At 64.7% G+C, this 14,330-nt stretch carries 15 protein-coding genes; 13 read left to right on the top strand and 2 right to left on the bottom strand.

What is annotated here, in order from left to right:
* Positions 1-2: 2 nt before the first annotated feature.
* From bamB to EST26_RS05635, 11 genes are all read left to right on the top strand, one after another.
* Positions 3-1,163: an outer membrane protein assembly factor BamB gene (bamB, locus tag EST26_RS05685; RefSeq protein ID WP_291066082.1), complete on the top strand. Its 1,161-nt coding sequence runs from the start codon at positions 3-5 to the stop codon at positions 1,161-1,163.
* 44 nt (positions 1,164-1,207) lie between these two features.
* Positions 1,208-2,548, top strand: coding sequence for a ribosome biogenesis GTPase Der (gene der / locus EST26_RS05680; RefSeq protein ID WP_291066021.1), 1,341 nt, complete (start codon positions 1,208-1,210; stop codon positions 2,546-2,548).
* 36 nt (positions 2,549-2,584) lie between these two features.
* The gene (gene hfq / locus EST26_RS05675; protein WP_291066019.1) at positions 2,585-2,878 is read left to right on the top strand and encodes an RNA chaperone Hfq; all 294 of its coding nucleotides are present in this window, start codon (positions 2,585-2,587) and stop codon (positions 2,876-2,878) included.
* A gap of 82 nt (positions 2,879-2,960) precedes the next feature.
* On the top strand, positions 2,961-4,145 hold the full coding sequence (hflX, locus tag EST26_RS05670; protein WP_291066017.1) for a GTPase HflX: 1,185 nt from the start codon (positions 2,961-2,963) through the stop codon (positions 4,143-4,145).
* 44 nt (positions 4,146-4,189) lie between these two features.
* Positions 4,190-5,599 (top strand): FtsH protease activity modulator HflK, encoded by a 1,410-nt coding sequence (gene hflK, locus EST26_RS05665; RefSeq protein ID WP_291066015.1) that lies wholly within the window; start codon positions 4,190-4,192, stop codon positions 5,597-5,599.
* Positions 5,600-5,626: 27 nt separating this feature from the next.
* On the top strand, positions 5,627-6,514 hold the full coding sequence (hflC, locus tag EST26_RS05660; protein ID WP_291066012.1) for a protease modulator HflC: 888 nt from the start codon (positions 5,627-5,629) through the stop codon (positions 6,512-6,514).
* Positions 6,515-6,712 carry a DUF2065 family protein gene (locus EST26_RS05655; protein ID WP_291066010.1) on the top strand — a complete coding sequence of 66 codons (198 nt, stop codon included), beginning with the start codon at positions 6,515-6,517 and terminating at the stop codon, positions 6,710-6,712.
* 77 nt (positions 6,713-6,789) lie between these two features.
* On the top strand, positions 6,790-7,983 hold the full coding sequence (locus EST26_RS05650; protein WP_291066009.1) for an ATP phosphoribosyltransferase regulatory subunit: 1,194 nt from the start codon (positions 6,790-6,792) through the stop codon (positions 7,981-7,983).
* Complete coding sequence (locus EST26_RS05645) at positions 7,983-9,377, top strand: adenylosuccinate synthase (RefSeq protein WP_291066079.1); 1,395 nt, start codon at positions 7,983-7,985, stop codon at positions 9,375-9,377. The genes EST26_RS05650 and EST26_RS05645 overlap by 1 nt, the downstream gene beginning before the upstream one ends.
* Positions 9,378-9,476: 99 nt before the next feature.
* The gene (locus tag EST26_RS05640) at positions 9,477-10,661 is read left to right on the top strand and encodes a PLP-dependent transferase (RefSeq protein ID WP_291066007.1); all 1,185 of its coding nucleotides are present in this window, start codon (positions 9,477-9,479) and stop codon (positions 10,659-10,661) included.
* Positions 10,662-10,696: 35 nt separating this feature from the next.
* A complete protein-coding gene (locus tag EST26_RS05635; RefSeq protein WP_291066006.1) occupies positions 10,697-10,894 on the top strand; it encodes a hypothetical protein in 198 nt (65 codons plus the stop codon).
* A gap of 27 nt (positions 10,895-10,921) precedes the next feature.
* Here EST26_RS05635 and EST26_RS05630 read toward each other — a convergent pair whose 3' ends face one another.
* The gene (locus tag EST26_RS05630) at positions 10,922-12,121 is read right to left on the bottom strand and encodes an FAD-dependent oxidoreductase (RefSeq protein WP_291066004.1); all 1,200 of its coding nucleotides are present in this window, start codon (positions 12,119-12,121) and stop codon (positions 10,922-10,924) included.
* 28 nt (positions 12,122-12,149) lie between these two features.
* A complete protein-coding gene (locus tag EST26_RS05625; RefSeq protein WP_291066003.1) occupies positions 12,150-12,428 on the bottom strand; it encodes an oxidative damage protection protein in 279 nt (92 codons plus the stop codon).
* Between the two features lie 134 nt (positions 12,429-12,562).
* Between EST26_RS05625 and EST26_RS05620 the strand changes: the two genes are divergently transcribed.
* Both EST26_RS05620 and EST26_RS05615 read left to right on the top strand, forming a co-directional pair.
* Positions 12,563-13,576 (top strand): sulfate ABC transporter substrate-binding protein, encoded by a 1,014-nt coding sequence (locus EST26_RS05620; RefSeq protein WP_291066001.1) that lies wholly within the window; start codon positions 12,563-12,565, stop codon positions 13,574-13,576.
* Between the two features lie 151 nt (positions 13,577-13,727).
* Positions 13,728-14,252 (top strand): disulfide bond formation protein B, encoded by a 525-nt coding sequence (locus EST26_RS05615; protein ID WP_291065999.1) that lies wholly within the window; start codon positions 13,728-13,730, stop codon positions 14,250-14,252.
* Positions 14,253-14,330: the final 78 nt, after the last annotated feature.

The following is a 14,330-nucleotide window of genomic DNA, read 5'->3' as shown; positions in this document are numbered from 1 at the left end:
CTGTGCCCGAATCCAAGCGCCAGTCGAGCGCACGCCCAAAGCGCAGCAGCGCCCTCAAGTGGGGCTTGCTGGTCATCGGCTTGACGCTGCTGACAGCCTGCGCTTCCGGTCCACAACCACCGCGTCCGGCTGAGCTGGGCCCGGTCACGGCGCTGTTGGGCGTGCAAGCGGCATGGTCGGCCCAAGTCGGTGCCTCCAGCACCGTGCTGACGCCGCTGGCGCTGGCCGACCGTGTTTTTGTCGCCGGCGGTGCGGGCACGGTGGCGGCAATCGACGCCGCCAGCGGGCAGGAACTCTGGCGCCTGAACCTGGAGACGCCGCTGGCTGCCGGTGTTGGCTCCGATGGCCGCACCGTGGCCGTGGTGACGCTGGAGAACGAATTGGTTGCCATCACCGATGGCCGTGAGAGTTGGCGCGCGCGGCTGCCGGCGCGCGTCTTCACCGCTCCCCTGGTGGCCGGTGAGCGCGTGTTCGTGCAGACATCTGATCGCACCGTGCTGGCTTTCGATGCGAAAAACGGCGCACGCCTGTGGCGTGAGGAGCGCCCGGCCGACCCGCTGGTTCTCAGCCAGCCGGGCGTGTTGCTGGCGGTTGGCGACACGCTGGTGGCTGGGTTCTCGGGCCGACTGCTCGGCATTGATCCGCGCAACGGCGCCCTGCGCTGGGAAGTCGCGCTGGCCACGCCGCGCGGCATCAACGAGATCGAGCGCCTGGTTGACCTGGTCGGCCCGGTCAGCCGGGTCGGCAACAGCGTTTGCGTGCGCGCTTTCATGCGCAGCGTCGGCTGCGTCGACGCCGCTCGCGGCACGCTGGCCTGGAGCCGCCCGGCGCGCGGCAGCGTCGGTCTGCATGGTGACGAACGCCTGTTGTTCACTGCCGATGCGAACGACCGCGTACTGGCCTGGCAACGCGACTCGGGTGAGCCCGTCTGGGAGAGCGCACGCTTGCAGCACCGCAATCTCAGCGGTCCGCTGGTGCTCGGGCGGGTGGTGGTGTTTGGCGACAACGCTGGCTGGGTACACCTGCTCTCCCGCGAGGACGGCAGCGAAATGAACCGGCTCAGCACCGACGGCTCGCCGATTCTGGCCGCCCCGGTGCTGGCTGGCAATGTGCTGGTGGTGCAAACGCGCAACGGCGGCATCTACGCCTGGCGGCCGCAGTGAACCGGGTTCGCGCTGCGCGCGGACCTTAAAAGAAAGTTTTTTTCGTGAAACCCGTCATCGCCCTGGTGGGGCGGCCCAATGTGGGCAAGTCCACCCTGTTTAACCGCCTGACGAGTTCACGCGACGCCATCGTGGCCGACTTGGCCGGTCTCACGCGCGACCGCCACTACGGCAACGGCCAGCTTGGGCGGCGCCCGTACATCGTCATCGACACCGGCGGCTTCGAGCCCGACGCCGCGCAAGGCATCTACCGCGAGATGGCCAAGCAGACACGGCAGGCGGTGGCCGAGGCCGATGTGGTGATTTTCGTGCTCGATGCGCGCGCCGGCAGCAACGCGCAAGACCACGAGATTGCCCGGTACCTGCGGCGCCTGGGCAAGCCCACCGTGCTGGTGGCCAACAAGGCCGAGGGCATGACCGAGGGTCTGCAACTGGTGGAGTTTTTCGAGCTCGGCCTAGGCCAGGTGCTGCCGGTCTCCGGCGCCCACGGCCAGGGTGTTCGCTCCATGCTCGAGCAAGCCCTCGAGTTGATTCCCGATCTCAGTCCCGAGGACGACGGCGATCCTGAGAGCGCCGCAGGCGTGATCCGGCTGGCGGTGGCCGGACGCCCGAATGTCGGCAAGTCAACCCTGATCAACACCTGGCTGGGCGAAGAGCGCCTGGTGGCGTTTGACCAGCCGGGCACCACACGCGACGCGATTTCGGTGCCGTTCGAGCGCAACGGGCAAAAATACGAGCTGATAGACACGGCCGGCATTCGCCGCAAGGGCCGCGTGTTCGAGGCGATCGAAAAATTTTCAGTCATCAAAACCTTGCAGGCCATCGAGCGCGCGCACGTGGTGCTGCTGTTGCTCGACGCCACTGAGGGCGTGACCGACCAGGACGCTCACATCGCCGGCTACATCCTCGAGAGTGGGCGCGCCGTGGTGCTGGCGATCAATAAGTGGGACGCGGTCGACGCCTACCAGCGTCAACAAATCGAGCGCCAGATTGAAACCCGGCTGGCCTTCCTCAAGTTTGCTGCGCTGCACCTGATCTCGGCGCAAAAACGCCAGGGTCTGGGCCCGCTGTGGAAGTCGATTGCGCAGGCGCACGCATCGGCCATGCGCAAGATGTCGACCCCGGTACTGACGCGCTTGCTGCTGGAGGCGCTGGCGTTTCAGGCGCCGCAGCGCAGCGGCATGTTCCGCCCCAAAATGCGCTATGCGCACCAAGGTGGCATGAACCCGCCGGTGATCGTGATCCACGGCAATTCGCTCGAACACGTGCCCCAGACGTACAAACGCTTTCTCGAAGGCCGTTTTCGCGCGGCATTCGAGCTGGTCGGCACGCCGCTGCGCATCGAGTTCAAGACTTCGACCAATCCCTTCAAAGACGCTGCTTGAGCGCCACCGCTGCCGTTTGCGCTGCATCGCTGTGGTATGGTTGACGCCTTCTCAATCACTTCGAACACGGAGCATATCGTGAGCAACAACAAAGCCCAGCTTTTGCAAGACCCTTTTCTGAACCAATTGCGCCGCGAGCACATTCCGGTCTCTATCTACTTGGTCAACGGCATCAAGCTGCAAGGCCAGATCGAATCTTTTGACCAGTACGTGGTGTTGCTGCGCAACACGGTCACGCAAATGGTCTACAAGCACGCCATCTCGACCATCGTGCCGGGGCGTCCGGTGCAGTTTTCCGCCGCAGTAGGCGACGAAGCGGCTGCGGCTTGACTTTCTTTCTCTGGCTTTCAGACCTGCGCCGCAACTGCGCACGCGCTCGTCCCGCGCATGGCTGCCGCTGCGGGCCACTGATTTGAGCACCGCTGTCAGCACCGGCGCTGTCACGCCATCGGTCATTCTGGTGGGTGTTGACTTTGGCCTGCCGCATTTCGACGCCGAGCTCAGCGAGCTCGGCTTGCTGGCGCAAACGGCCGGCTACCGCGTTGCCGGGCGCGTCAGTTGCAAGCGCCGCGCCCCTGACCCGGCCTTGTTCGTCGGTTCTGGCAAGGCGGACGAGATCAAGCTGCTGGCCCAGTCCTGCGGTGCCAGCGAGGTGTTGTTCGACCCCTCGCTCAGCCCGGCACAACAGCGCAACCTGGAGCGCCACCTGGGTTTGCCGGTGAATGACCGCACACTCTTGATTCTGGAGATCTTTGCCCAGCGCGCGCGCAGTTTCGAGGGCAAACTGCAGGTCGAATTGGCGCGGCTGCAATACCTCAGCACCCGCCTGGTGCGGCGCTGGTCGCACCTGGAGCGCCAAAGCGGCGGCATCGGCCTGCGCGGTGGCCCGGGTGAAACCCAGATCGAACTTGACCGGCGCATGATAGGCCAAGCCATCAAGCGCACCAAGGACCGGCTGGAAAAGCTCAAGAAACAGCGTGCCACCCAGCGCCGCCAGCGCGAGCGCCGCGACACCTTCACCATTTCACTGGTCGGCTACACCAACGCCGGCAAGACCTCGCTTTTTAACGCGCTGGTGAAAGCGCGCGCCTACGCGGCTGACCAGTTGTTCGCCACCCTAGACACCACCACGCGAGCGCTCTACCTGGGCGAGGCCGCGCGCACGGTCTCCCTGTCCGACACGGTGGGCTTCATTCGTGACCTGCCGCACGGCTTGATCGATGCCTTTGCCGCCACTTTGCAAGAAGCCACCGATGCCGACTTGCTGCTGCACGTGGTCGACGCGTCGAATCCGGCTTGGCCGGAGCAGATCGCTGCGGTGCAAGAGGTGCTCAAAGACATCGGCGCCGACACCTTGCCGCAAATTCTGGTGTTCAACAAACTCGACGCGCTGACACAGGCACAGGCGCCCCACGTGTTGGTCGATATGATGGAACTTCAAGGTCAATCGGTGCCTCGAATCCACCTCAGCGCTCGCAGTGGCCAGGGTTTGCCCGAATTGCGCACGCTGCTGACGGCACAGTTGCTGGCGCAGCCTAGCGGTGTGACTCCGTGTTCGCAGGCGCATGGGTCCGGGATCGATAGTGTGGCGCCCTGATTGGGCACAATGGCGTGGTTTTGATACATATAAGTTGGTGATCCATGGACGTGAATCTGCATAGCTCCGGCGGCCAAGCCGAGACCGGCCCTCGTGCGCCCGCCCGCTCGCGCGGGCGCAGCCTGTTTGGCGTTTTCAACCTGAACGATCCCCGTTGGGGGCGCGGCGACGATGGCCCGGGCAAAGAGCCGCAGGACGGTCGCGACGACGAAAATCGGCCGCCGCCGCAAGATCAGCCTCCCCCACGGGGTCAGCGCCCGAATCAGGGTCCGCCCGACCTCGACGAGCTCTGGCGCGACTTCAACCGCAAGCTCGGCGGTTTGTTCGGCGGCAAAGGTGGCCGTCCCGGCTCCGGTGGCGGATTTGGCGGCCGTGGCGGCGGTGCAGGGGGTGGTTTGCCCAGCTTCAACCCCAGCCCCAAGGTCACCGGCATTGGCGCCGGCTTGATTGCCGGTGTGGCGGCTCTGATCTGGCTGGGCACCGGTTTTTTCATCGTGCAAGAAGGTCAGCAAGCCGTCATCACGCAGTTTGGCAAATACCACGCCACGGTGGGCGCTGGTTTCAATTGGCGGCTGCCGTTTCCGATGCAGCGCCACGAAACCGTTTTCGTGACCCAGATCCGCTCGGTGGACGTCGGCGGTGAAGGCATTGTGCCGGCCACCGGCCTGCGGCAATCGGCCATGCTGACCGCAGACGAAAACATTGTCGAGATTCGCTTTGCGGTGCAATACCGGCTCAATGACGCGCGCGCGTTTCTGTTTGAGACCCGTGACCCGGCCGTGGCCGTGGTGCAAGCGGCCGAAACTGCAGTGCGCGAGGTGGTGGGCAGCATGAGAATGGACGCCGCGCTGGCCGAAGAGCGCGACCAGATTGCGCCGCGCGTGCGCATACTGATGCAGACCATTCTGGATCGCTACCGGGTCGGTATCGAGGTGGTGGCGATCAACATGCAACAAGGCGGTGTACGCCCGCCGGCTCAGGTGCAGGCCGCGTTTGACGACGTGCTCAAGGCCGGTCAGGAGCGCGAGCGCGCCAGGAACGAAGCCCAGGCCTACGCCAACGACGTGGTGCCGCGTGCCCGCGGTGCGGCGGCGCGTCTGACGGAAGAAGCCCAAGGCTACAAGGCGCGCATCGTGGCGCAGGCCGAGGGTGACGCGCAGCGCTTCCGTTCGGTATTGGCTGAATACCAAAAAGCGCCGCGTGTGACGCGCGAGCGCATGCACACCGACGCCATGCAGCACATTTATTCCAACGTGACCAAGGTCTTGGTCGACAGCCGGCAAGGTTCTCAAATGCTGTTCCTGCCACTGGACAAAATCATGCAGATGACCGCTGCGCCCGCCGCCACGGCGGCGCCTGGCCCGGCGGCTGCGCCAGCCACGCCGGCTGCTGCCCCGGCCGTTCCCGCCGCGGGCGCTGCCACTGCGCGTTTGCGCGAGCGTGAAATTCGTTGAGCGACCACATCGCCTAGAGAGTCAAATATGAACAAGTTGGGTTTCATTCTTGCCAGCGTGCTGGTGGTGTTGGTGATCGGCAGTTCGATGCTGTTCGTCGTCGATCAGCGCCAGTTTGGCGTGGTTTTTCAGTTGGGACAGATTCAGCGCGTGGTGGTCGATCCGGGCTTGAATTTCAAGCTGCCGCCGCCGTTCCAAAACGTCTCTTATATCGACAGGCGGCTGTTGACGCTGGAGAGCGTCGATACCGAGCCGATGCTGACCGCCGAGAAGCAGCGCGTAGTGATCGACTGGTTCGTGCGCTGGCGCATCAGCGAGCCCGAGGTCTATATCCGCAACGTCGGCCGCAACGAGAGCGCCGGCGCCCTGCAGCTCAACCGCGTGGTGCGCAGCGCCTTTCAGCAAGAAGTCAACAAGCGCACCGTCACCGAATTGCTGTCTACCCAGCGCGAACAGCTCATGGCCGACGTCAAGAGTTCGGTGCTGTCTGCCGTGCGTGGGGCCGAAAAACCCTGGGGCATGGACATCATCGACGTGCGCATCACCCGCGTCGATTACGTCGAGAGCATCACCGCGTCGGTCTTTTTGCGTATGGAGGCCGAGCGCCGGCGCGTGGCCAACGAGCTGCGCGCCACCGGCTTTGCCGAGGGTGAGCAGATTCGCGCCGACGCCGATCGTCAGCGCGAGGTGATCGTCTCGCAGGCCTACGGCGATGCGCAGCGCGTCAAAGGTGAGGGCGACGCACAGGCTGCCAGACTGTTTGCCGATGCGTTCGGGCGCGACCCGGCGTTCGCCCAGTTCTACCGCAGCTTGGAAGCTTACAAGGCCAGCTTTTCCAGCCGTTCGGACGTCATGATTTTGGACCCGTCGGGTGAATTCTTCCGCTCCATGCGCGGCAGCGAGGCAGCACGTTGAATGGAGTTGTCGCTGGCGCAGGTGTTTTGGCCAGCGCTGGCGCTGGTGCTCATTCTTGAGGGCTTGCTGCCTTTGTTGGCGCCGCGCTGGTGGCGGCGTATCTTTGGCGAAATGCTCAGGCTACAGGACGGCCAATTGCGCTTCTTTGGACTGCTCTCTATCCTGGCTGGTTTGTTGCTGTGGTGGTTGCTGGCCTGAGAGCGGAGTGCTCGGCCACCCCGGGTCGGCTGCGCCGACCCGGTAAAATCCCTTTTTTAACAGCGTTCGAAAATCCCATGTCTGCCTGGGTTCTGCCGGATCACATTGCCGATGTCTTGCCGTCCGAGGCGCGGCACATCGAAGAACTGCGTCGGGCCTTGCTTGACACCGCCCGCTGCCACGGTTACGAGCTGGTGATGCCGCCGCTGCTGGAGCACCTGGAGTCGCTGCTGACCGGCACCGGCGAGGCGCTCGATCTGCAAACCTTCAAGCTGGTCGATCAGCTCTCGGGCCGCACGCTGGGCTTGCGCGCCGACAGCACGCCGCAGGTGGCGCGCATCGATGCCCACTTGCTCAACCGCCAGGGCGTGGCTCGTCTGAGTTATTGCGGCCCGGTGCTGCATACGCGGGTCGAGCACCCGCTGGCGAGCCGCGAGCCCTTGCAGTTGGGTGCTGAAATCTATGGCCACGCCGGAATCGAAGCCGACCTGGAGGTGTTGGAGCTGGCCCAAGCCTGCTTGCGCACTGCCGGAGTCCGGCAGTTGCTGCTCGACCTGGCCGACGTGCGGGTGGTCGACGCCGTGCTGGCACCCGGCACGCTGGATGTGGCCCAGGTGCACCGCATCCACGCCGCGCTGGCTGCCAAGGACGTGACGGAACTCAACACCCTGGCGCGCGACCTGCCAGCGCGGGTGCGGCGCGACCTGTGCGCGCTGCCACACCTGTTTGGTGATGCCGCGGTGCTGGACGAAGCACGCCAGACCCTGCAAGACTCGCCCGCGCTGCAAACCGCACTGGACAGCCTGCGTTGCCTGAGTCAGCAGGCGCAGGGGTTTGATGTTTCCATCGACCTGTCGGACCTGCGCGGCTACGCCTATTACACCGGCATGCGTTTTGCCATCTTTGCTTGCACCTTGCCCGGCGGTGCGGGTGCGGCGGTCGAGCTGGCGCGCGGTGGCCGCTACGACGAGGTCGGCGCCGTGTTTGGCCGCAAGCGTCCGGCGGTCGGCTTCAGTCTGGACCTCAAGACCTTGGTGGCCGCCGTGCCGCCGCGCGCGCGCGCGAGCGCCATTCGAGCCCCCTGGGGAACGCAAGCAGGCCTGCGGCAAGCGGTGGCCGCGCTGCGGGCACAGGGGCAGACGGTGGTCTGCATGTTGCCCGGTCACGAACACGAAGTCGATGAATTTCACTGCGACCGCGCCCTGGTGTCAGACCCGGCCCAGGCCAACGCGTGGACAGTCCAGCAGCTCTCAACGGAAACCAGCAAATGATGAATAAATGCAGCGCCGCCGGCCAGGTTCAGGCTGGGCGCAACGTGGTGGTGGTGGGCACTCAGTGGGGTGATGAAGGCAAGGGAAAACTGGTCGACTGGCTGACTGAAACCGCTCAAGGCGTGGTGCGTTTCCAGGGCGGGCACAATGCCGGTCACACGCTGGTGATCAACGGCGTCAAGACCGCGCTGCACCTGATTCCCAGCGGCATCATGCGCGCTGGCGTCAAGTGCTACATCGGCAACGGCGTGGTGTTGTCGGTCGGCAAGTTGTTCGAGGAGATCGAGGGGCTGGAGCGAGCCGGTGTCGAAGTGCGCTCGCGCTTGCGCGTGAGCGAGGCCTGTCCGCTGATTTTGCCGTTTCACGCGGCCATAGACATCGCGCGCGAAGCCGCCAAAGACAAGGCCGGCAGCGAAAAAATAGGCACCACCGGACGTGGCATCGGACCCGCATACGAAGACAAAATTGCCCGCCGCGCGCTGCGCGTGCAAGACCTGAAATACCCCGAACGCTTTGCTGCCAAGCTGCGCGAACTGCTGGCGCTGCACAACCACCTGTTGCAAAGCTACCTGCACGCGGCCGATTTGGTCTGGGACGACAAAATGGCCGCATACATGCAAGACGGTGCGATTGAATTCGAACCGGTGTACGCTGAGGCCATGGCACAGGCCGAACAGCTCAAGCCCATGATTGCCGACGTCTCGCGCGAGCTCAATGCGGCGCATCAGGCCGGCGTCAATCTGTTGTTTGAAGGCGCGCAGGGCACCTTGCTCGACATAGACCACGGCACCTACCCCTTCGTCACCTCCAGCAACTGTGTGGCCGGCAACGCTGCTGCCGGCTCGGGTGTCGGCCCCGGTTTGCTGCACTACGTGCTGGGCATCACCAAGGCCTATTGCACCCGCGTCGGTGGTGGCCCGTTCCCGACCGAACTCGACTGGCAAAAAGAAGGCACGCCAGGCTGGCACATGGCCACCGTCGGCGCTGAAAAAGGCACGACCACCGGGCGCTCGCGCCGCTGCGGCTGGTTCGACGCGGCCTTGCTCAAACGCTCGGCGCAGGTCAACGGCCTGTCTGGCCTGTGCATCACCAAGCTGGACGTGCTTGACGGCCTGCACGAGCTCAAGCTGTGCACCGGCTACGAACTCGACGGTGAGATTATCGATATTTTGCCTCTGGGCGCAGAGGAGATTGCGCGCTGCCAGCCCATTTATGAAACGCTGGCGGGCTGGAGCGAAACGTCGGTCGGTGTGACGTGTTTTGACGATCTGCCCCCCAACGCCAAGCGCTACCTGCAGCGCATCGAGGAAACCACCGGCGTGCCGGTGCACGTGGTCTCCACCAGCCCCGACCGCGACCACACCATTTTGCTGCGTCACCCCTACCATGCTTGAGCCGCGTTCGCGCCGCCACCGCGCTGCGCCGCGCGCTGCTCTGGGTCAAGCCGCCCAGCGTGCGGCTGCCACACTTCGCAGTTTCACGCCTTGTCCGGCATGAGCGAATTACCCACCGACCTGATTCACCATCCCTATCGTCCTCCGCAGGGGTTTGACGCCGTCGCTCCCGGCGTATACAAAGCCTCGACGGTAATTTTTCCCAGCGTGCATGCGCTGCGCACGCGGCAGTGGGCCGACAAAAGCGGCTACACCTACGGCCTGCACGGCACACCCACCACCTTCACGCTGGAAGAGCGCATTGCCACGCTGGAAGGCGGGCGCTTTTGCGTGCTGTGTCCCAGCGGACTGTCGGCGCTGACGCTGGTTGACATGGCCTTGCTGCGCTGTGGCGACGAGGTGCTGCTGCCGGATAACGCCTACGGCCCCGGTAAATCGTTTGTCGCCACCGAGCTGGCCGCCTGGGGCATCAGCCACCGCTATTACGACGCGCTCGATGCGGCCGATCTGGCGTCCAAAATCAGTCCGGCCACGCGCCTGGTCTGGCTGGAGGCGGCGGGCTCGATCACGCTCGAATTTCCCGATCTGCCCGCACTGGTGGCGACGCTGCGCCAAGCCAACGCGGCCCGCTCGGCGCAGCGTGCCATCGTCAGCGCACTCGACAACACCTGGGGCGCTGGCGTTGCCTTCAAGGCCTTTGAGTTGGGTGTCGATGTCTCGATGCAGGCACTCACCAAATACCCCAGCGGCGGCGCCGACGTGCTGATGGGCTCAGTGGTCACACGCGACGCAGCGCTGCACCAGCAATTGTTGATGACCCATATGCGCCTGGGTCTGGGCGTGGCGGGCAACGACGCCGAACTGGTGCTGCGCGGACTCAACACGCTGGCGCTGCGCTACCACGCGCAAGACGCTGCCACGCGTGAATTGGCGGCCTGGATGAGCCGCCAGCCCGGCGTGGCGCAGGTGCTGCATCCGGCGCTGCCGGGCTCGCCCGGGCACGCGCACTGGCAACGCAGCGCCAGTGCCGCCGCCTGTTTGTTCAGCGTGGTGTTCGACCCGGCCCTGGATCAGCGCCGCATCGACGACTGGTGCGATCGTCTGCGCCTGTTTCGCCTGGGCTGGAGCTGGGCTGGCCCGATCAGTTTATGCGCCCCTTATGATGTATCGTCGATTCGAACCCGACCCTGGCCACACGCCGGTGCTCTGGTACGCTTTGCCGTCGGACTGGAAAACGTCGAAGACCTGCGTGCCGACCTGGCGCAGGCCTTACACGTGCTCTGACTTCTCCCTTTGATCAACCGACCCGAAAGACTGTTTTGCCCACACCCAATTACGGCTACGAAAAACGCCAGCGCGAGCTGGCCAAGAAGAAAAAGAAGGAAGAAAAGCTCAAGGCCAAGGCATCTGGCAAGCCGCATGAGCCAGAGAATGCGACCGATCCGACTGCCGACAACGCCAGCGATCCCAATCGGCCGACTGCACCGGGTGGTGCTGGCCTTGGGCTTGCAGATTGAGCCTGGCAGCCCCGTCCCGCAGGCGTCTCAAGCGCCAGCGGGACGGGGTTGCTGGCGCGCCAGTCGCCAGGCAAAGCGAGCTGGGTCCAGCGCGCGCAGCAGATCGGGGTCAAGGGCGCAGGGGGCTTCGGCGTCGATGCGCGCAGCCAGCCGCTCGGCGCACCAATGCGCCAGTGTCAGCCCGCGCGAGCCCAGCGCCGCCAGCACAAACAGTCCGGGCCAGCGCGGCGTTTGCTCCAGCGTCAGGCGGCCGCGCCGCGCACCCGCTTGCTCCATCAGCGCCTGCAGGGCCGAGAGATCGGGCAGCGCGCCCACCAGCGGTAGCCGGTCGAGCGAGGCGCAGCGCACCTGCGCCCAGCCCAGCAATTCGCCGCTGGCAGCGGCGTCCCGCAAGCCTAGCGCTGCCGCCGCGTCGATGGCCGCCAGGCTGAGCGCGTTGCGTTCGTGGTCTTCCGACTCGATTGTGCAACTGGCGTCGCCGCGCCGGTAGGTCGATCCCATCGCCCAGATGCGCGTGGGCCATGCCGGTGCCAGCCCGCTGTCTTGGTAGCAGGGCACGAACACACCGTTGTTTCGCTGCGGACGCGGCGCCAGCGCCGGGCCCCGCAAGGCGGCCAGGCTGAGCTGACCTTTGACCGGGCGCAAGGGCAGGGCCGCAGCGGTCAGGCCGGGCAGCGAATCGCCCAGCAGGGCCAGACTGCCAAATGCCGCCGTCACCACCGCCACCGGCGCCTGAGCGACGACGCAGCCATTGGCGTCGAGCGCGCGCCACCCGCGTGTTTGTGCATCCGGCGCGCCGCCGGGTGGCAGCAGCCGGGCTACGCGGGTCTGCCAGCGGGCCTTGAACGACGGGTGCGCGCTGGCCTGCGCCAGCCAGGCCGCCACCAGCGCCGCTGGGCGCACCAGGGCGGCCGGCCAGCGCCCGCTGGCGTGGCCGAGGTTGTCCACCTCGCACGGCTGCCAGCCTTGACCAGGCGCCAGCAACTGCTCCAGTTCGGCGCGGGCGTCAGCCAGGCCGAGTTCGCACAGACGCGACAAGGGCGTGGGCGCGCGCGTCAGGTGCGGGCTGAGCATGCCCACCGGCAGCGCTGAGGCGGCTTGCGCCGGGCCGGCGGCGGCCTCCAGCAGCGTGATGCGCCAGCCGCGCCGCGTCAGCGCCGCGCACAGGGCCGCACCGGCCAGGCCGGCGCCGATCACCAAGGCGTGACGGTCCGCTGACTCAGACACAGCGGCAGTTGGGTTCAACCGAGCCCGTTCAGTTCGGACCGGGTGGCGGCACATAGCCGGCCGCTGCGTCGGCGCCTTCGCCAAAAAAATGCTTTTCCATTTGCCGCGCCAGGTACTGGCGCGCCCGCGCATCGGCCAGGTTGAGGCGGTTTTCATTCAGCAGCATGGTCTGGTGCTTGAGCCATGCGGCCCAGGCCTCTTTGCTGACCTGCTCGTAAATGCGCTTGCCAAGTTCGCCCGGGTAGGGTGGGAAGTCCAGGCCATCGGCTTCTTTGCCGAGTTTGATGCAGTGGATGGTGCGCGACATGAGTGTATGACTTTTTGTTACTACAAGGTGTATTTGATATAAACAAATAATTTTTTATTCGTTTTGGTTTTTAGCTTGCGCCGATAAACTTCCCCTCACCGCAGTTCGACCGTCACTTTAAAGGGGAAAACCATATGACGCAACGGCGCCACTTTATCAAGCTTCCACTGGCCCTGGCTCTGGCAGGGACGACGCTGGCAAGCCGGGCCCAATCAACGCAGACCTTACTCAACGTATCGTACGATCCGACGCGAGAAATGTACGTTGAATTCAACGCGGCATTCGCCCGTGACTGGAATGCCAGAACGGGCCAGGCTGTGCGCGTCGACCAGTCGCATGGCGGCTCGGGCAGGCAGGCGCGCTCCATTATCGACGGACTCGCGGCCGACGTTGCCACGCTGGCTCTGGCTGCTGACATCGATGCGTTGCACGTCAACGGAGCTTGGGTGCCCGAGAACTGGCAACAGCGCCTGCCTCACAACAGCTCACCCTACACCTCGACCATGATACTGGTGGTACGCCGCGGCAACCCCAAGGGAATCAAAGATTGGGACGATCTGGTCCGGCCGGGCGTATCGGTCATCATGCCGAATCCGAAAACGTCCGGTGGTGCACGCTGGAATTACCTGGCGGCTTGGGAGTTCGCCAGACGCCGCTTTGGTGGCCAAGCCCAGGCCAGGGATTTTGTGACTCGGCTCTATCGCAACGTGTTGGTGCTCGATACCGGAGCACGCGGCTCTTCGGTCACTTTTGCCAGACGCAACCAGGGCGATGTGCTCGTTTCCTGGGAAAACGAAGCCCACTTGCTCAAGCGGGAATTGGGAGCCGAACCGTTCGAGCTGGTTTATCCGTCGCTGAGCATTTTGGCCGAGCCACCGGTCACCGTGGTGGACCGAAATGTAGACAGAAGGGGTACGCGCGCCGTCGCCACCGCTTATCTGGAGTATCTGTACAGCCAGGTGGGGCAAGACATTGTGGGAAAGCATTTTTTCCGCCCGCGCTCCGAAACGGCATTTGCCAAGCACAGCAAGCAATTCCCCAGGCTGAATCTGTTCACGATCGAGCAGGCGTTTGGAGGTTGGGGTCCGGCCATGCGCGAACATTTCGCCACCGGAGCCGTATTCGATCAGATTTTTGACCGGCGCTAAGTGGCGCCCGTAGGCGGGCGTTTCAGCCCAGGCGCAGGGAACTGTTTGTGAGGGAGAATATCTGACCGCAGCAGCGCTGGTCGGTCGCTGACCGTGCGCAAGGCTGTAGCGGCTGGGTCGGCCTTGCGCTCATCAAAATCAGGATTCCGGTTTGTTTCTTACTTTTTGCAAAAATCTTTGGAGCAGCCTGGCGCGTCACCCGCGTCGCTGGCTGGCGCTGTTGGCTTTGGCTTGCCTTGCTCTGCTGGGTTTTGGTTTGTACTTGCAACACGTGCTGGGCTTGCAGCCGTGTCCACTGTGCATTGTGCAGCGCTACGCTTTGATCGGGGTGGCGCTGGCAGCGGCATCGGGTGCGGCCGTGCGTGGGCCAACGGTGCGCGCCGTCTGTGTGGTGCTGACGGCTGTGCTGGCCTCTTTTGGCGCCGCAGTGGCGGCGCGCCAGAGTTGGTTGCAGTGGTACCCGCCCGAGGTGCTCATCTGCGGACGCGACTTCTTTGGCATGATCGAGGCCTTTCCGCTGCGCCGGGTCATACCGATGCTTTTTCGCGGCACCGGAGATTGCACCAAGATCGACTGGACTTTTCTTGGACTGTCGATCGCCAACTGGTCGTTTCTGAGCTTTGTCGCGATCGTATCGTTTGCGCTGCTGCTGTGGCTGAGGCGCAAGCCGGCTTGAGCCGGCTCAGACCAGCAAGCAGCGCATGGCGTTCGGACGCACACGCCAATTGATCGGTTTTATTGGTGCCATCAAGCG

The organism is Hydrogenophaga sp. (assembly GCF_014773545.1).
Lineage (GTDB): Bacteria > Pseudomonadota > Gammaproteobacteria > Burkholderiales > Burkholderiaceae_C > Hydrogenophaga.
The sequence above is the reverse complement of the archived record's forward strand: the minus strand, read 5'-3'. Positions and strand labels throughout refer to the sequence as shown.

Bases quoted from the DNA above. Each gene is read 5' to 3' on its own strand.
- EST26_RS05620 (WP_291066001.1), top strand. From the start codon at position 12,563: ATGACGCAACGGCGCCACTTTATCAAGCTTCCACTGGCCCTGGCTCTG.
- EST26_RS05640 (WP_291066007.1), top strand. From the start codon at position 9,477: ATGAGCGAATTACCCACCGACCTGATTCACCATCCCTATCGTCCTCCG.
- EST26_RS05650 (WP_291066009.1), top strand. From the start codon at position 6,790: ATGTCTGCCTGGGTTCTGCCGGATCACATTGCCGATGTCTTGCCGTCC.
- hflK (WP_291066015.1), top strand. From the start codon at position 4,190: ATGGACGTGAATCTGCATAGCTCCGGCGGCCAAGCCGAGACCGGCCCT.
- hfq (WP_291066019.1), top strand. From the start codon at position 2,585: ATGGTTGACGCCTTCTCAATCACTTCGAACACGGAGCATATCGTGAGC.
- EST26_RS05655 (WP_291066010.1), top strand. From the start codon at position 6,515: ATGGAGTTGTCGCTGGCGCAGGTGTTTTGGCCAGCGCTGGCGCTGGTG.
- EST26_RS05645 (WP_291066079.1), top strand. From the start codon at position 7,983: ATGAATAAATGCAGCGCCGCCGGCCAGGTTCAGGCTGGGCGCAACGTG.
- hflC (WP_291066012.1), top strand. From the start codon at position 5,627: ATGAACAAGTTGGGTTTCATTCTTGCCAGCGTGCTGGTGGTGTTGGTG.
- EST26_RS05625 (WP_291066003.1), bottom strand. From the start codon at position 12,428: ATGTCGCGCACCATCCACTGCATCAAACTCGGCAAAGAAGCCGATGGC.